General features: G+C 65.1%; 17 protein-coding genes. 7 read left to right on the top strand and 10 right to left on the bottom strand.

All coding sequences use genetic code 11. The annotated features are described in order from the left end of the window. Window positions 1-82 precede the first annotated feature (82 nt). Window positions 83-1,300, top strand: coding sequence for an NAD(P)H-binding protein (locus HQ354_RS19820; protein ID WP_222635404.1), 1,218 nt, complete (start codon window positions 83-85; stop codon window positions 1,298-1,300). Next, on the top strand, window positions 1,300-2,010 hold the full coding sequence (locus tag HQ354_RS19815) for a CPBP family intramembrane glutamic endopeptidase (RefSeq protein ID WP_068431946.1): 711 nt from the start codon (window positions 1,300-1,302) through the stop codon (window positions 2,008-2,010). Before HQ354_RS19820 ends, HQ354_RS19815 begins: the two co-directional genes overlap by 1 nt. On the opposite strand, the gene HQ354_RS19810 is transcribed toward HQ354_RS19815, so the two are convergent. After that, on the bottom strand, window positions 1,990-3,033 hold the full coding sequence (locus tag HQ354_RS19810; protein ID WP_068431944.1) for an acyl-CoA dehydrogenase family protein: 1,044 nt from the start codon (window positions 3,031-3,033) through the stop codon (window positions 1,990-1,992). The genes HQ354_RS19815 and HQ354_RS19810 overlap by 21 nt on opposite strands. 47 nt (window positions 3,034-3,080) lie before the next feature. On the opposite strand from HQ354_RS19810, the gene HQ354_RS19805 reads away from it, so the two are divergent. Together HQ354_RS19805 and HQ354_RS19800 are read left to right on the top strand one after the other, a co-directional pair. Next, window positions 3,081-3,518 (top strand): Lrp/AsnC family transcriptional regulator, encoded by a 438-nt coding sequence (locus tag HQ354_RS19805; protein ID WP_222635403.1) that lies wholly within the window; start codon window positions 3,081-3,083, stop codon window positions 3,516-3,518. Continuing rightward, window positions 3,515-4,609, top strand: coding sequence for a YbhN family protein (locus HQ354_RS19800; protein WP_222635402.1), 1,095 nt, complete (start codon window positions 3,515-3,517; stop codon window positions 4,607-4,609). Before HQ354_RS19805 ends, HQ354_RS19800 begins: the two co-directional genes overlap by 4 nt. Here HQ354_RS19800 and HQ354_RS19795 read toward each other — a convergent pair. Next, window positions 4,543-7,254 (bottom strand): molybdopterin-dependent oxidoreductase, encoded by a 2,712-nt coding sequence (locus HQ354_RS19795; RefSeq protein ID WP_222635401.1) that lies wholly within the window; start codon window positions 7,252-7,254, stop codon window positions 4,543-4,545. The two genes, HQ354_RS19800 and HQ354_RS19795, sit on opposite strands and share 67 nt — an antisense overlap. Next, window positions 7,251-8,078 carry a xanthine dehydrogenase family protein subunit M gene (locus tag HQ354_RS19790; RefSeq protein ID WP_222635400.1) on the bottom strand — a complete coding sequence of 276 codons (828 nt, stop codon included), beginning with the start codon at window positions 8,076-8,078 and terminating at the stop codon, window positions 7,251-7,253. The genes HQ354_RS19795 and HQ354_RS19790 overlap by 4 nt, the downstream gene beginning before the upstream one ends. A 191-nt stretch (window positions 8,079-8,269) precedes the next feature. Between HQ354_RS19790 and HQ354_RS19785 the strand changes: the two genes are divergently transcribed. After that, the gene (locus HQ354_RS19785; protein WP_222635399.1) at window positions 8,270-8,899 is read left to right on the top strand and encodes a DUF2461 domain-containing protein; all 630 of its coding nucleotides are present in this window, start codon (window positions 8,270-8,272) and stop codon (window positions 8,897-8,899) included. A 26-nt stretch (window positions 8,900-8,925) separates the two neighbouring features. Here the strand turns inward: HQ354_RS19785 and pucL are convergent, their stop codons facing one another. From pucL to uraD (HQ354_RS19765), 4 genes are read right to left on the bottom strand one after another with little or no spacing between them, the layout of a single operon-like run. After that, entirely contained in the window at window positions 8,926-9,846 is a 921-nt protein-coding gene (gene pucL / locus HQ354_RS19780; RefSeq protein ID WP_222635398.1) for a factor-independent urate hydroxylase, read from the bottom strand. 17 nt (window positions 9,847-9,863) lie between these two features. Beyond that, window positions 9,864-10,187, bottom strand: a complete 324-nt coding sequence (uraH, locus tag HQ354_RS19775) for a hydroxyisourate hydrolase (protein ID WP_068431924.1) — start codon at window positions 10,185-10,187, stop codon at window positions 9,864-9,866. Further along, on the bottom strand, window positions 10,184-10,687 hold the full coding sequence (gene uraD, locus HQ354_RS19770) for a 2-oxo-4-hydroxy-4-carboxy-5-ureidoimidazoline decarboxylase (RefSeq protein ID WP_084424102.1): 504 nt from the start codon (window positions 10,685-10,687) through the stop codon (window positions 10,184-10,186). Before uraD (HQ354_RS19770) ends, uraH begins: the two co-directional genes overlap by 4 nt. A 22-nt stretch (window positions 10,688-10,709) precedes the next feature. After that, complete coding sequence (uraD, locus tag HQ354_RS19765) at window positions 10,710-12,614, bottom strand: 2-oxo-4-hydroxy-4-carboxy-5-ureidoimidazoline decarboxylase (RefSeq protein WP_068431921.1); 1,905 nt, start codon at window positions 12,612-12,614, stop codon at window positions 10,710-10,712. A 128-nt stretch (window positions 12,615-12,742) separates the two neighbouring features. Between uraD (HQ354_RS19765) and HQ354_RS19760 the strand changes: the two genes are divergently transcribed. Further along, window positions 12,743-13,285, top strand: a complete 543-nt coding sequence (locus HQ354_RS19760) for an NTP transferase domain-containing protein (RefSeq protein WP_068431918.1) — start codon at window positions 12,743-12,745, stop codon at window positions 13,283-13,285. A gap of 101 nt (window positions 13,286-13,386) precedes the next feature. Next, window positions 13,387-13,950, top strand: a complete 564-nt coding sequence (locus HQ354_RS19755) for an AAA family ATPase (RefSeq protein ID WP_308115278.1) — start codon at window positions 13,387-13,389, stop codon at window positions 13,948-13,950. Between the two features lie 4 nt (window positions 13,951-13,954). Here HQ354_RS19755 and HQ354_RS19750 read toward each other — a convergent pair whose 3' ends face one another. From HQ354_RS19750 to HQ354_RS19740, 3 genes are all read right to left on the bottom strand, one after another. Beyond that, window positions 13,955-14,650: a haloacid dehalogenase type II gene (locus tag HQ354_RS19750; RefSeq protein WP_114332414.1), complete on the bottom strand. Its 696-nt coding sequence runs from the start codon at window positions 14,648-14,650 to the stop codon at window positions 13,955-13,957. Next, window positions 14,647-15,075, bottom strand: coding sequence for a DUF1707 domain-containing protein (locus HQ354_RS19745; RefSeq protein WP_222635397.1), 429 nt, complete (start codon window positions 15,073-15,075; stop codon window positions 14,647-14,649). Before HQ354_RS19745 ends, HQ354_RS19750 begins: the two co-directional genes overlap by 4 nt. A 43-nt stretch (window positions 15,076-15,118) precedes the next feature. Beyond that, window positions 15,119-16,068, bottom strand: a 950-nt coding sequence (locus HQ354_RS19740) for a biotin/lipoyl-containing protein (protein WP_222635396.1), incomplete at its 5' end; no start/stop codon positions are given.

The following is a 16,068-nucleotide window of genomic DNA, read 5'->3' as shown; positions in this document are numbered from 1 at the left end:
CACAGCCGACAACGCCGCAGCCGACGACGCGACGGCCTGCAACGCCACGGCCTCCGCGCGCATTCGACGCTAGCCTCGAGTCATGAACATTCTCGTCACCGGAGCGAGTGGCTACATCGGTTCCCGGTTGATCGCGTCGTTGTTGGCGGCCGGTGACTCGGTGTGCGCGGCGTCCCGTACCCCGGAAACGCTCGACGCGTTCGACTGGCGCGACCGGGTGGACACCGTCGAACTCGATGCAGGCGACCCCGTGTCGCTGAAATCCGCGTTTCGAGAAGCCGGACCCGTCGACGTCGCCTACTACCTCGTCCACGGCATCGGTGAGGCCGACTACCGTACCCAGGACACGAGCGCGGCTCGTCACTTCGGAGAGGCCGCATCCGCAGCGGGTGTTCGGCGCATCGTGTATCTGGGCGGATTCGTTCCCGACGACGAAGAGCTGTCGGAACACCTCGCCGGTCGCGCCGACGTGGGGCGAGCGCTCGCCGTCGACGATGTCGAGGTGGTCTGGCTGAAAGCCGCGATCGTCATCGGCGCAGGGTCGACGTCGTACGAGATGTTGCGGTACCTCGCCGACCGACTTCCGATCCTGCCGTTGCCGGACTGGCTGGACCACCCCGTGCAACCGATCGCGGTCGACGACGTGTTGTTCTACCTGCTCGCCTCTCGATCCACCGTGCCGGCCGGCGCGTACGACATCGGCGGCCCCGACACGGTGCCGTACCGCGATCTGTTGTTCGCCTACGTCGATGCCGCCGGACTGACGCGCATCGGGGTGCCGACGCCCGGCGTGCCGACCAGCCTCGCAGGGCGCGTCATCGGAAAGATCATTCCGGTTCCCGACGGGTTGGCCGAAGATCTCGTCGAGTCGCTGCACAACACGATGACGACGTCCGAGAACAGAATCCGCGACATCGCAGGCGAGCCCGACGGTGGACTGACCACGATCGAGGACGCGATGCGCCGCAGCGTTCGCGGCAGTGTCGGCACGCCACCTGGGGTGGCGGCGCTCAAGGATCCGTTACGCCTCGCGAACACCGATGCGGCGTGGAGCGGAGGTGACGCCCTCGGCATTCGCCGGTACGGCGTCGCGGCGTCGTCACGGCGGACATGGAGCCTGCTCGAGGCCCTCGGCGCGCGTACGCTGCTCTACTCGTGGCCGGTCGCGGCGGTCGTGCGCACTCACCTCGATGTCGCGCAGGACGTTTCCGAACGGGCACGATCGGCAATGCGACGCATGATGACAGCGCGACGCACGACGAAGGACCGAGCGAGTCACGATCGAACAGGGGAGGTCTGATGCCGGGCTGGCAGTCCAGCGTCGTCGACGTGATGCGATCCGCACTCGTCGACAAGGTCGACAGAAACCACGACGAAACCGACAAGGCCTTCCTGCGGCGACGCATCGTGGTGGTCGTGACTCTCGTGGTCGGTGCGACGCTTCTGGGTGTTTCACTGTCGGTCAGGCCGGGAGACAGCGCGTTCTACCCGTTGACGCTCGGTCTCGCGGCTGCATGGATCGTGGGAGGGTTCGCGTCCGGACCGCTCCATCTCGGACGGATTCGCTTCAACGAATCGATGAGACGTCCGATCATCACGCCGATCGTCATCGGATTGCTGGCAGGCGCGGTGTTCGTCGTCGGCGCGCTGATCGTGCGGGAGATTCCGCCGTTGGCCGACTTCACCGAGAACGTCCTGGCCCACGCCAGATTCGGTTCGCTGGCGCTGATCGTGTTCATCACGCTGCTCAACGGCGTCGCCGAGGAAATCTTCTTCCGCGGCGCGCTGTACGCCGCCATCGGCAGGAACAAGGCCGTCGTCATCACGACGCTCGTCTACACCGTCGTCACGCTCGCCAGCGGCAATCCGATGTTGGCGTTCGCGGCCATCACACTCGGGTTCGTTCTCGCGCTGCAGCGGCGTGCATCCGGTGGCATCCTGGCGCCGATCATCACGCATGTCACCTGGTCGACCGTGATGGTGTTCGTGCTACCCCCGCTCTTCGCCTGACCCCGTCCGTTCGCCTGACAACCCTTTCAGCAGCGCCGTCTTCATCTGCGGCCTGCTCGCGGCGACGAGCGTGAACGTCGCCTCCCGCATCAGTCGTTCGGCGGTCCCGTGGCCGACCAACGCGCTGCTGCCGGTAGCCGCGACGAGCGCGGCCGCGGTGCGCACCGCCAGTTCCGACGCGTCTGCCCGCGCGCAGAACATGTCGTACCGGCCCGCGAGCGCGTCGTCGAAGTTCGCGCGAGCGCCGGCATGCAGCCGCCGGTACGCGTCGACGTCGACGCCCAACTCCTCCATCTGCTGGATGCAGCGTCGTGCGATGCCCATCGCCATGCATCCGTTGATCCACGATCCGTAGAGCTGACCTGCCTGGAACTGCGAGTCCGTGACGACCGACACGACAGACGCGTCGTCGACGTGGAAGTTCTCGAAGCGCAGACGCACGGTGTTGCTCGCGTCGGCGGCGATCAACGTCAGCGGCTCGACGGTCAGGCTACCGGTGTCGGTGCCGTCGACTGCCTGTGCGGAAACGATGGCATGGACGATCGAATCGTCGAACTCGTCGCGCGCCGACAACTGGACCACGTCGACGATGCCCCATCCGGATACGAAAGGTGCCGATCCGTCGAGGACGTATCCGGAAGCCTCACGGCGCGCGTACAACTTGGGCGGCCTCGGAATGGCACCGGCGAATGCGACGCCTGCTGTCATGGAGCCGTCGACGAGCTCGTCGAAGTACTTGTTTCTGAGCCCCTCGTTCGGGCTGTTCGCGAGGGACATCACGACTCCGCCGTGCTGCATCCACGTGAACGCGGTGGAAAGGCAGGCGCCGCACAGTGTTTCGAAGATGTCCGGCAGTTCGGACATGTCGGGGCCGTCGTCGCGCGCCGCCAAGCCGTAGAAGCCCGCGGCGGCAAGAGCATCGAAATGGCTGCGCGGAATTTCTCCCGCTGCGTCGACTGCGTCGGCGGCGGGAAAGAGCACCGTGTCGGCGAGGTCTCGGGCTCGCTCCGGCCAGGACGTCACCGACGCATCGTAAACCGAACTGCGCGTTCTGAGCTAGATTTGCGCAGGTGAGCGAAAATCTCGATCGGGTCGACCGATTGATCGTCGACGAACTCGTCGCCGACGGCCGTGCCACCCTCGCGACGTTGGCGGAGAAAGCGAGTCTGTCGGTGTCCGCGGTGCAGTCGCGGGTGCGTCGTCTCGAATCGCGCGGCGTCATTCGCGGCTATACGGCCCAGGTCGACGACGAGGCGTTGGGACGACCGTTGTCCGCGTTCGTGGCCATCACGCCGATCGATCCTGCCCAGCCCGACGACGCTCCCGCGCGGCTGAAGCACATCCCGGCGATCTACTCGTGCCACTCCGTGGCGGGCGAGGAGAGCTACGTGTTGTTGGTGCGCGTCGACTCGCCGCGCAGTCTCGAACACCTGCTGCAGGAGATCAGAGCGACGGCCAACGTGCAGACCCGCAGCACGATCATTCTGCAGACGTTCTACGCCCGATGAACCGCATCGGTGTCCGAAAGATCGCGTCGGCCGGATTGTCGTACGGCGTCGTGGCGCTGGTCATGTGGCTGCTCTATCGCTCGGTCGGCAAGACAGGCGCGGTTTCCGAGGCCGTGGGCGGGATCACCGTGACCGAGGTGGTCGTCGTGTGTGCGCTCGGGCTGCTGTACCTGGCGTCGATGCTGCGGCCGATGGCGTACACACTCCCCGGACTGACGACGGCGCAAGCCGGCGTCGCTCGCACCGCGTCGCTTGCTCTGGCCAACACCGTGCCCGAAGGTGGCACTGTCGCAACGGGTTTGACATTCGCCATGTATCGGTCGTGGGGCTTTCGCGCCGTCGACAGCACGACGTCGATCATCACCGTCGGCATCTGGACGAACCTCACCCGCTACGTGTTGATGTCGATCGCGCTCGTGATCCTCGTGGTGTTCGGTACCGGGTCCGGTTCCCTTGTATGGGTCGCCGTGGCGTCGTGCGTCGTCGTGGCAGCCGTGTGCCTGTTGATCGCGGCGATCATCGTCGACGACGGATTCGCGCGTCGAGTAGGTCGACTGCTGACGCGGATGCGCAACGCCGCGGCCAGACACCTGTCGCGGGTACATCCGAGAGACATGGAACAGGCCGTGTCGGATTTCCGTGCGCACGTCAACAATCGGGTGCGCACCTGCTGGCGGTCGCTGACTGCGACGATGCTGCTGTCCCAACTGCTCGGTGCACTCGTGCTCGGGGTGGCGGTACGGATGTGCGGCATCGGCCAGGACGTGGTCGGGTGGGATCGAATCGTCGTCGCGTTCGGTGCGATGTGGCTCGCGGCGTTCGTCGCGCCGACGCCGGGCGGACTCGGAATCGCCGAAGCCGCGCTGGTCGCGGTGCTCGGCGCAGGACTGGTCGCGAGCGATCAGGCGCAACTCGTGGCCGCGGTCCTACTGTTCCGATGTGCGACGTGGTTGCTGCCCATTCCGATCGGACTGATCTCGTACCTGTACTGGAGGGTGACGAAGAACTGGAAAGTTCCCGCGGCTCAGTCGTCCGTCGACATCTCGCCGAGCGACCTCCAGACACGATCGGACGACAACGGTAGCTCGTAGAGTCTGGAGCCGACGGCGTCCTTGATCGCGTTCGCGAGGGCAGGGGCCACCGGGTTGTACGGCGATTCGCTCATCGATTTGGCGCCGAACGGACCAAGAGTGTCGTACGTGTCGGCGAAATAGACCTCGGTGCGCGGGATGTCGGCGAACTGCGGAACGTGGTAGCTGCGAATCGAATCGGTGACGACCGTTCCGGCGCCGTCGGTCTTCATTTCCTCGTACATCGCGGTTCCGATGCCCTGAGCCACACCGCCTTCGACCTGCCCGCGGCATTGCTGCGGATTCATGACGGTGCCTGCGTCGGCGCTCTGAACGGACTGCAGGATGCGGACGGTGCCGGTCCCTTCGTCGACGGCGACACGGAATGCGTGCACGTTGAAGGCGAGTGATCGGGGGACGCCGCCGCTGTCACCGTCGGCGACGAGGGTTCCGCCCGACGCGGCGAGAATGTCGTCGAGCGAGACGAATCGGTCACCGCACTGCACGCCCTGCGGCCCGAGCGTGCACGTCTCGCGAGGGCAACCGGACACAGACGCACCGATGTCCACGACGCGGTCGGCCATACGCGTCGCCGCCGCGTGCAGTGCCTTGCCTGCGACGACGGTTCCCGCGGATCCGAAGGCTCCGGTGTCGTACGTCGTGGCGTCCGTGTCGGATTGGCGGACGACGATGCGGTCCGGTGACGTTCCGAGTGCGGTGGCGGCAATCTGGGTGTGCACGGTCGTCGTGCCGTTGCCGAATTCGGCTGTGCCGATGCGCACCTCGTAGCGTCCGTCCGGCTGCAACGCGACGGACGCCTCGGAATGGTGGCCTCGGGGCGGGATCGTCGCGATCATCGCGACGGCCATGCCCTCCCCGACCTTCCACCCCTCCGGCGGTTCCACTCCGTTGCCTCGCCGGAGAGCCTGTTCGGCCAGGTCGAGGCACTGGTCGAGACCGTAACTGCCGTAGACCAGGTCGTCGCCCTCGACGTGGGCTGCGACGAGCGGGTCACCGGGTACGACGACGTTGCGGCGACGGAACTCGAACGGGTCGATGTCGAGGTCGCGGGCGAGATCGTCCAACGCCGATTCGACCGCGAAGATGACCTGCCCGAGCCCGTAGCCGCGGAACGCACCCGACGGAATGTTGTTGGTGTACACGCTCTTCGCGTCGACGCGCTTGTTCGCGCACCGATACACGGCGATCGATTCGCCGCAGCCGTGGAACATCACGCCTGGACTGTGGTTGCCGTACGCGCCCGCGTCCGTGACGACGTCGATCGCCAGTGCCGTCAGGGTGCCGTCCGCGGACGCCGCAGCCGTGACGTCGACCTGGAACGGGTGGCGGCACGGCGACACCGTGAACTCGTCTCGGCGTGTGAATTCGAACTGCACGGGCGAACCGGTGCGCAGAACGGCCAGTGCCACGATGTCTTCGGTCAGAAGTTCTTGCTTGCCGCCGAAGCCCCCGCCGACGCGGGCGGTGAACACACGGACCTCGTCGCGATCGAGGCCGAAGATCTCGCAGACCTCGTCGCGGACGAGGAACGGGACCTGAGTGCTGGTACGGAGATTCAGGCGACCGTCGTCGGCGCGCCAGCCGATGGTGCCGTGTGTCTCGAGGTGTACGTGTTGAATCCGGCCCGTTCGCCATCGCCCGGTCACGACGGTATCGGCTGCTGCGACAGCTTCCTCGACATCGCCTGTGCCGCCGTGCACTTCGGCAACGAGGTTGCGCGACGCGTCCGCGATCCTCGCGTCGTGTTTCTTGTCGCCGTGGATCTTCGGTGCCCCGGGTGCCGACGCGGCCTCGGTGTCGAACACCGCGGGCAGTATCTCGTAGTCGACGACGAGGGCACGGCATCCGGCCTCGGCAGCAGCGAGAGTTTCGGCGACCACCACGGCGACACGCTGACCTTTGAACCGCATCACCGTGTCGATGACGCGAGTGTCGTCGGGGTCGTCGTTTCGTTGATCGTGACGGGCCGTCGAGAACAGTCGATCGGGGCTGTCCGCCGCTGTCAGAACCAACCGGACACCCGCGATCGCCTCGGCTGCGGAAGTATCGATCGCCACCACTCGAGCGTGGGGATGGGGACTTCCGAGCACGCTGGCATGCAGAAGGCCAGGGGGAGCGAAGTCCATCGTGTACGGCTCGGTGCCGGTGACGATGCGTGTTCCGGCCGGAGCAGCAAGCGAACGACCGCACGACGGACCACCCTGAGGTTTCTCGGTGTTGACGACGCCGTGGACTGCGTCGTCGATCGACCGATATCCGGTGCAGCGGCACAGGTTTCCCTTCAGACGCTGCGGTAGTTCGGCGATGGCGTCGTCGTCGAGTGTCGATGCCGTGAGAACCATTCCCGCAGTGCAGAATCCGCATTGGAAACCGCCCGCGTCGACGAACCGTCGCTGCATCGGGTGAAGGTCGTCCGGTGTGCCGAGACCGGCCACCGTCACGACGCGTCGGCCTGCGGCGCGATAGGCCGGGTAGATGCAGGAGTGGACGGGGTGGCCGTCGACGAGCACCGAACACGCACCGCAATCGCCTGCGTCGCAGCCTTTCTTGACCTCGAAGTGTGCGTTCTCGCGCAGCAGTGTGCGCAGGCACTGTCCCGGGCGCGGTGTGTGGTCGGCGTCGATGCCGTTCAGTGTGAATCTCACGACAGCTCCCCGAGGATGTCCAGTGCCGAAAGAATGCTGATGTGCCGACGCCAATCCGGTGCGCCGTGCGGGTCGTCGTACCAGGAGTCGTCCGGAATCGACTGTCGCAGTGCCGCTTCGAGTTCGGATGGGGACGGCGTCGTCGGGAAGCGAACCACATGGGGGCGTACCGTAGCGGCCGTCACCGACAGAACGAACTGGCCGTCGCGGTCTACTCGCCCGATCACGACCGCCGCCGAACGGCCGAGCGGCGACAGCGCCGTCTTCCTGAATGCCGTTGTCGCTTCGAGCGCGTGACGGGGGACATGGATGCTGCGTACGACGTCGCCGACGTTCAGTGCGTTCTCGTGCGGTCCCGTGACGAGATCGACCACGGGGATTCGGTAATCGGAACCGTCCGACGACCACACCGTCGCTACGGCGTCCAACGAGACCGCCATGGAGATCATCGAGCCCGCGGGCAGCGACATGCAGATGTTGCCGCCGACCGTCGCGACCCTCCAGATCTTGAACGACGCGAGCAGGGCGGTCGCGCACTGCGAGAACAGGGCGGTTGCGGGCCAGTCGCGGTCGAAACGTGCCTCCGCGAGCTCACCGATGGTGCAGGTTGCGGCGATCTCGAGGCCGTCGCTCGCATGTTCGTCGTACCCGGCGTCGAGAGCAGGCCAGCCGAGTGCCGTGATGTCCACCAACCGCGTCAGGTGATCCTGCTTCTCGGACATCAACCACGTGCCACCTGCGATGACGGCCGTGTCGGGCGCGCCGGGAGGCAGGCCGGAACGATCGGTGGGGATCACGACGTCCTCGATGGTTCCCAAGTCCATGACGCACCTGCTCTCGGCGCTGCGGTTTGCCGGTGTGGTTCACCTGCACGACTGTCTGTGCCGAACAGTAGTCAGCTCGTGTTACGAACGAAGGGTTCTTCGTCGATCGAGTGGAAACTCGCACGAAACATCAGGAGCGGAGCCTGCGGAGTGAATCTGGACCGGCTCACCGTGCCACCTAGACTCGCCGCATGGCTTTCACCGGATTCCCGTTCGCGGCGCTCGACTTCTACGAGGATCTCGAAGCGGACAACAGCAAGCCGTGGTGGAACGCGCACAAGGATGTCTACGAGGATTCGGTCAAGGTGCCGATGGTCGAATTGTTGGCCGAGTTGGAAGGCGAGTTCGGCAGCGGCAAGGTATTTCGGCCGTACCGTGACGTCCGGTTCTCCAAGGACAAGACGCCGTACAAGACGCATCAGGGAGGCTTCGTCGCCCGCGGTCCGAGCCTGGGTTTCTACGTGCAGATCGATCCTGCAGGACTGTTCGTCGCGGGTGGTTTCTACGGTGCGACGACCGACGGCATCGCACTGTTTCGCGACGCCGTCGACAACGAGGTACGCGGCACCGAACTCGAAGGGCTGGTGTCGACGCTGACCGAGGCCGGATTCGACATCGGCGGGGACAAACTGAAGACCAAGCCGCGAGGCTACGAACTCGACCACCCGCGCATCGACCTGCTGCGCCACAAGTCGCTGACGGCGAGCACGCACTTCGGTTCACCGCCGTGGCTCGAAACGGCTGCGGCGGCCGACCACGTGCGCACGGCGTGGCGGACGCTCGTCCCGCTCGTCGAATGGGCGGAGCAGGTGATGCGATAGCGCGGAGGCATCGCCCGCGAGAGCCGTCAACCCACGACCGAGTAGGTCCGCCAGGCGCTACCGGCGTCGGGTGCGTCCTCTCGCTCGACGGTGGCCTGGATGAGTCCGTAGGGGCGGTCTTCGGCGTTGAACACCTCGTTGTCGTTCGTGACCCCGAACCGGCCGATGTCGTACAGGAAGTGATGTTTGTTGGGCGCCGACATCCGGATCTCGGCGATGAACGGATACTTCTGCAATACTGCCTCCCCCATCGCGAACAGGGTCTGCTGCAGCGCCAACGACTGCAGGTTGGCGAAGCGTTCGATCATCGCGGCCTTGACACCCGCATACACGCCGTCCCAGTCGACGTCGATGTGGGTGTAGCGCCACTGCGCGATCAACGACGTGGCCATGACGCGGTCGTGCGTCGGCTCGAGCACGGTCAACTCGTCCTCGAGGAAACCGGCGAACTCCGAACCGGTCGACTTGAGGATGACCAGGTCCTTGAAACCGCTGATCACCCACGTCTTCTGGCTGTCACCCTTTCCCTCGACCGTCACCGCCGACGTGCGCGTCTCCTCGCCCTTACGAGTCCACGTGTGGTCGTGTTCGACGCCGTCGATCACGACACGCTGCCACGCGTACTCCTCCAGTTCGATGCGAGCGCCGTCGACGGGTTCGACGTCGTCGACGTAATGCCGCGCGAGGTCAAGGCCGTAACTTTCGAGATGGAGAAGACCTTTCGTCTTCGCGTACGTGTACGCCGTCTGCTTCTGCGTGTCGGTGGGGAGGACGGTCGATTGATCGCCCACCAGGTGTGCCGGTGCGAAATCCCCGCGCAGAGCGCTCGAGACGTTGATGTCGTGGATCTCGTGACGCGGGCTGTCCCGGTAGATGCGTACGACGCGGTTCTCTGCCTTCCCGTACTGGTTGGCGCCGAGGACGATCTTGCCGTCGAGGTCGGTCATCGTGCGAAATCCTCTTTTCAGCTGCCGCGGTAGGTGGAATAGGCGAACGGAGACAACAACAACGGCACGTGATAGTGCGCACCGGAATCGGCGACTGCGAACGAGATCGACACCTCCGGGTAGAAGGTCCGAGTGCCGAGTGTGTCGAAATACGTTCCGGTGTCGAACGACAGGCGGTACGTGCCCTCGTCGACGGGACCCGGAAGTAGTTCGGGCACACGGCCGTCGGTGTCGGTGAGAGCCGACGCGATCTCGACTCCGTTGGTGAACAGCTCGACGCGAACTCCCACGGCGGGTGTGCCGCGCACGGCGTCGAGAACATGGGTGCTGATGCCGGTCATGTGTCTTCTCCCAGCAAGCGATGCAGACGAATCCGGTTGATCTTGGCCAGTTCCACGCGCATCACCCGTCGTTCGGTTTCGGGATCGTTGCCCAGTCGTTCCTCGAGAATAGCGAGCAACTCGGTGGCCGACCTGCCAGTCGCGCAGACGAGATACACGTGCCCGAACTTGTCCTCGTACGCCCGGTTGGCTTTCGCCAGCACGTCGAGAACGTCCGAGCCCGCGGTCTGCACCGCCGCCTGTTCCCGCCGCGACGACGGATTGTCGGCCTGTGCTCCGATGCGCGGGTGGCCGTCGAGCGCCCTGTCGATCTCGGCTTCGGGGAGTTCGGCCAACACACGATCGGCTCTGTCCAACAGCATTTCCCGGCTGGCGAACGGTCGGCCGGACGCGACACGTCGCGCCCAGATCGACGAGGAGCAGCATTCGAACAGCGCATGCATCGCCTGTCGGTCGGTCAGCCTGTTGAAACCCTCCAGGCCTGTGTTCTCGTGTAACACCGCGTGTCTCTTTCGTATCTCGCTACGTACGGTCGGTCAACCGTCCGAACCTGGCTGCGGCGATGGGGTTGGCGTCGGCGACGAGGTCGTCGAAACGATAGTTGGCGATCTTGGCGATTTCGATCATCGCAAACGAACGCTCGGCGGCGGGCGCGTTCTCGATACGAGACCAGCCGTTCGCCAGCACTCGGTCGTACCGTTCCGTTTCGCGGGCGCAGATGACCAAGGGAAATCCGAAGTGCCGGCGATACTCGGTGGCGAGTTCGACGATGTCGTCGTGCTCGTCCTCGTCGAGATTCGACAGGCCCGTGTGATCGGCCGCCTCGGGCATGCCGGTGTCATCTTCGCTCCCGAGGTCCGGGTAGCTGTTGATGAGCTCGAGCTGTTCCTCGGTCGTGCCTGCCAGCAGGGCCTCCTGGAAAGCCTCGCGCAGGCTGTGCGCGTCGGCAAACGGTCGTTGCTGGTATGCACGATCGACCACCCACGGTGTCCCCTGGACGAGGCCTCCGAACGTCGAGGCGAAGTCGTCGTGGGTCATCGTGTTGACACGATCCAGCGTGATGCCGTCGCCCGGACCGCCGGCGACGGTCTGACCACGATTGCCGATGTGGAAGAACACGATGTTCAACACGATCGCGGTGACGGCTCCGAGAACGATGCCGCTTCCGAACAGCATCTCCAGCCAGTCCGGGACGCCGTCGGCGACGCTCGGTTGAATGGTGACCAGCATTGCCAGTCCGAGGCTGGTCGCCACGACGATCAAGTTGCGATGGTCGGTGAAATCGACGGCCGACAGCGTCTGAATGCCGACGACGGCGACGGTCGCGAACAGCGCCAGAGCGGCCCCACCGAGAACCGGTGGTGGAATGGACGCGACGACGGCGGCCGTTTTCGGAAGCAATCCCAGCAGCATCATGATGACGCCGGCCGACGCCACCACCCACCGGCTTCGCACTCCGGTGAGGCGCACCAGTCCGACGTTCTCCGAAAATGCCGTGTACGGAAACGAATTGAACGTGCCGCCGACGACCGTGGCGACGCCGTCTGCCCGAAGCGTCGCGGCGATGTCGTCCTTCTTGATGCGCTTGCCGACGATCTCACCCGTCGCGTAGACGCTGCCGGTGGTCTCGACCGCGATGATCAGCATGACGACGATCATCGAGATGATCGCGACGACACTGAATTTCGGTACGCCGAACAGGAACGGCTGGGTGAAGCCGACCCACGACGCCTCGCCCGTACGGTCGAAGTTCATGTCTCCGAGCACGAATGCGACTGCGCTGCCCGCGACGAGCCCGAGCAGGACGGCGATCGTCGCCATGAAGCCCTTGAAGAATCGTTGGATCAACACGATGACGAGGAGCGTTCCGATGGCGTAGGCCATCCAGCGGCCGTTGGTCGGATCTTGTTCGTGCGTAGCAGGATTCGTCACTGCGTCGTTGACAGCGACGGGCAGCAACGCGACGCCGATGATCGTGATCACCGTTCCAGTCACGACCGGCGGGAAGAATCTGAGGAGTCTACTGAAGTACGGGGCCATGAAGAACGTGACGAGACCTGCGACGATGACGGAGCCGTAGACGTACAGAAGGCCTTCGGTCCCGCCGCCGTTTGCCATGGCGATCGCGATGACGGGTGACACGCCCGCGAAGGTCACGCCCTGCAGCAACGGAAGTCGCACGCCGATTTTCCAGAAGCCCACCGACTGGATGATCGACGCGATCCCACACGTGAACAGATCCGCGTTGATCAGGTGAATCAGTTGTTCGTCGGTCAGTCCGATCGCGCTGCCGATGATGATCGGAACCAGCACTGCGCCCGCATAGAAGGCAACGACGTGCTGAAATCCGTACGCGGCGAGTTTCGGGACGGGGAGAACCTCGTCGACGGGATGAACACGGCGACGCTTCGTGGGAAGAACGGACATGGGTACCTCGCAGGTGGCAGCAGGTAATGGGTCCTGCGACGCTGCAGGCGAGTGGTAACAGGATCGACCATGACGGCCGTTACCGCGACTCGAGCGGGCAGAATGGTGCAGTCGGAAAGGACTGGTGAATGACGTCTGACGCGGTCGGAGTGCTTCTCGCCGCCGGTGCTGGAACTCGGTACGGCTCACCGAAAGTACTCGCGCACGACGGGGCGTGGCTGAACGCGGCCGTTCGTGCGCTGGTCGACGGCGGCTGCGGCCGAGTGCTCGTCGTACTCGGGGCTGCGTCGGTGCCGGTGCCTCTCGGCGCGGAGGCGGTCCACGCCCCGAAATGGCGTGAGGGGCTGAGCGCATCGTTGCGCGCGGGGTTGGGTGCAGCCGGTGACGCTTCCTTCGCGGTCGTCCACGTCGTCGACACGCCGGATGTGGGGAGCGACGTCGTCGGTGCAGTCTTGGACGCTGCTCGCGATGCGCCGTCGCACCTTGCACGAGCAGTATTCGACGGCGTACCCGGTCATCCGGTCGTGTTCGGACGCGAACACTGGGACGACGTCATCTCCACGGCCGTCGGGGATTCCGGTGCGCGTGACTTTCTCCGTGGGCGGACGGATGTCGTCGCTGTCGAATGTTCGCGCTGGGCGACGGGTGTGGATCAGGATTACCGTCAGTGACCGAACTGGCTCGGCCGGGCGGCGCGCTCCTACGCTACTGCCGGTCGTGCGTGCGAATGTATAGCGGGCTATACATTCGCACGCACGGGTAGGGTGTTTCGGTGATCCTCGGACCCGCCGACACGCTGACCGGCAGACCGTCGAGAGTAATAGTCGCCGGCACGTCGGGTTCCGGGAAAACGACGTTGGCCTCACGGATTGCTCGAGTCCTCGGCACCGAGCACATCGAGATCGACGGCTTGTTCCACGGTCCAGGCTGGACGCCCCGCCCGTCGTTCGAGGCCGAAGTGGACGAGTTCTCGTCGAGACCGTCGTGGGTGACCGAGTGGCAGTACGGTTCGGTTCGAGACAAGCTGGCGGACCGCGCCGATCTGCTCGTCTGGCTCGACTTACCGCGAACTACGGTCATGCGCCAGGTGTCGCAGCGCACGATCGGGCGGCGGCTGCGTCGAGAAGTGTTGTGGAACGGCAACATCGAACCGCCGCTGCGCAGCATCTTCCGGGAGGAAGACCACATCATCCGCTGGGCCTGGAGGACGCACTCGCTCACGGGCGAACGTGTCCTCGCGGTGGCCGAGCGCAGGCCGGAACTTTCGATAGTCCAATTGCAGTCTCGCGCTGCCGTCGAACAGTGGGTCGGGGGAGCACTGACCGAGGTGAACTGACGAGTCAGCAGTGCAATGCCGTCGCCAACTCGGTGATCGATTCGACGCTGTACGACCAATCGGATTCGGGCCGCATATCCGAATTTTGTTGCGGCCCATGCTCACTCGGCCTGCAGACGAACGCGGTGCGGAAACCGCAGTTGCGAGCGGCGTCGAGGTCGCTGTTGTGTGCAGCGACCATCATGCACTCGTCGGGCCGCAATCCGAGGATGTCGGCGGTACGAAGATAGGCGTCGGGCGTGGGCTTGTACGCGCGCACCGGTTCGGCTCCGAGGATCGCGTCCCACGGAATACCCGCATTCTTCGCCATGTCCAGCAGCAGAGAGATGTTGCCGTTGGACAGTGGCGCGACGACGAAATGCTCCTTCAACCGCGTGATGCCGTCGACCGAATCCGGCCAGGGATCGAGGCGATGCCACGCAAGGTTGAGGTCGTCGACAGCGGCGTCGGGTAGCTCGATGTCCTGCTCCGACAACACTGTTCGCAAACTTTCACGGTGCAGTTCATCCAGCCGGACGAACTCGCGTGACCCGGATCTGACCTCTTCCATCGACGGTTGATAGAGGCTGCGCCACCGATCGGCGAACGAATATGGATCCTGCAGCTCGGGCAGCGCCGACGAGACTGCGGCAGCCACACTCGTGCGCCAGTCGACGACCGTGCCGAACACGTCGAACAACAGGGCCTTCGGCGCCGTCACCGTCGATCCCGCTTCCGGTTCGACCGGTCTCCGCCGAAGATCACGGCACCGACCAAAGGAATCAACAGGAAGAACAACCAACTGTTCGACACGGGAACGACGAAGAACAGAACGAGCGCAACGATCGGCGTCGCAGCCATGACCGCTTTGCGCCAGTCCCAGCCGTCGTCGTCGGACGACTCCGCGGCAGGTGTTTGCGACGCGGTCCTCTCCAACGGCTTCGAGACGGAAGGAGTGACCGTCGTGGATGGCAGATCCGCGAATACCGCGTCGAGTTGGCCGCGCGTCGTGGCGGAAGAGACGACGGAACTACGTTCGTCGAACTCCGGCAACGTCAGGCGCCCGTCGCCGAGATGTCTGCTCAACGCTTCGAGTGCTTGCTCGCGCTCGGCCGTACCGATGCGAACGTCCGGGTTGTCTGCCATGAGAGACAGACTAACCCGGACGTTCGTGGTCCCAGAGGGGTTCTTACTTCAGCTCTGCGAGGACGGTGCCTTGGGTGATCGCCGAGCCGGGAGTGACGGCGAGGCCGGTGACGACGCCTGCTTTGTGGGCGTTGACGGGGTTTTCCATTTTCATTGCTTCGAGGACGGCGATGAGGTCGCCTTCGGCGACTTCTTGTCCTTCTTCGACGGCGACCTTGACGACGGTGCCCTGCATGGGTGCGGTGACGGCGTCACCGGATGCGGCACCGGCGCCGCCGCCGCCACGCTTGCGCGGCTTGGGCTTGCGGCGGATCGCACCATCGGATGCTGCGCCGCCGCCGAGGGAGAACTGGCCGGGCAGGGACACCTCGATGCGCCTGCCGCCGACCTCGACGACCACGTTCTGGCGCGGCAGTGCTTCGTCGTCGTCGAGTGCGTCTGCTGCGGTGAACGGGGGAACTTGGTTGTCCCATTCGGTTTCGATCCACCGGGTGTGGACGTCGAAGGATTCTCCGTCGCCGATGAACGCGGGGTCGGAGACCACTGCGGCGTGGAACGGGATGACGGTGGCGAGGCCTTCGACCTTGAACTCGGCCAGCGCGCGGCGGCTGCGGGCGAGTGCTTCCTCGCGGGTGGCGCCGGTGACGATGAGCTTGGCGAGCATGGAGTCGAATTGGCCACCGATCACCGAGCCGGACTCGACACCGGAATCGACGCGGACGCCGGGGCCTTCGGGGGCGATGAAGGTGGTGACCGGTCCGGGTGCGGGCAGGAAGCCGCGGCCGGCGTCTTCACCGTTGATGCGGAACTCGAAGGAGTGTCCGCGCGGTTCGGGATCTTCGGTGATCGACAACTCTTCGCCGTTGGCGATGCGGAACTGCTGCAGCACGAGGTCGATGCCGGAGGTTTCCTCGGTGACGGGGTGCTCGACCTGCAGGCGGGTGTTGACCTCGAGGAAGGACACGAGGCCGTCTTGGCCGACGAGGTATTCGA

This window comes from Rhodococcus sp. BP-261 (genome assembly GCF_019835205.1).
GTDB lineage: Bacteria > Actinomycetota > Actinomycetes > Mycobacteriales > Mycobacteriaceae > Rhodococcoides > Rhodococcoides kyotonensis_B.
The sequence above is the reverse complement of the archived record's forward strand: the minus strand, read 5'-3'. Positions and strand labels throughout refer to the sequence as shown.

Bases quoted from the DNA above. Each gene is read 5' to 3' on its own strand.
- pucL (WP_222635398.1), bottom strand. From the start codon at position 9,846: ATGACCGACCTCGACGGCAAGATCGTCCTCGGCGCCAACCAGTACGGG.
- HQ354_RS19820 (WP_222635404.1), top strand. From the start codon at position 83: ATGAACATTCTCGTCACCGGAGCGAGTGGCTACATCGGTTCCCGGTTG.
- HQ354_RS19800 (WP_222635402.1), top strand. From the start codon at position 3,515: ATGAACCGCATCGGTGTCCGAAAGATCGCGTCGGCCGGATTGTCGTAC.
- HQ354_RS19785 (WP_222635399.1), top strand. From the start codon at position 8,270: ATGGCTTTCACCGGATTCCCGTTCGCGGCGCTCGACTTCTACGAGGAT.
- HQ354_RS19760 (WP_068431918.1), top strand. From the start codon at position 12,743: ATGACGTCTGACGCGGTCGGAGTGCTTCTCGCCGCCGGTGCTGGAACT.
- uraH (WP_068431924.1), bottom strand. From the start codon at position 10,187: ATGACCGGCATCAGCACCCATGTTCTCGACGCCGTGCGCGGCACACCC.
- HQ354_RS19745 (WP_222635397.1), bottom strand. From the start codon at position 15,075: ATGGCAGACAACCCGGACGTTCGCATCGGTACGGCCGAGCGCGAGCAA.
- HQ354_RS19815 (WP_068431946.1), top strand. From the start codon at position 1,300: ATGCCGGGCTGGCAGTCCAGCGTCGTCGACGTGATGCGATCCGCACTC.
- uraD (WP_068431921.1), bottom strand. From the start codon at position 12,614: ATGTCCGTTCTTCCCACGAAGCGTCGCCGTGTTCATCCCGTCGACGAG.
- HQ354_RS19790 (WP_222635400.1), bottom strand. From the start codon at position 8,078: ATGGACTTGGGAACCATCGAGGACGTCGTGATCCCCACCGATCGTTCC.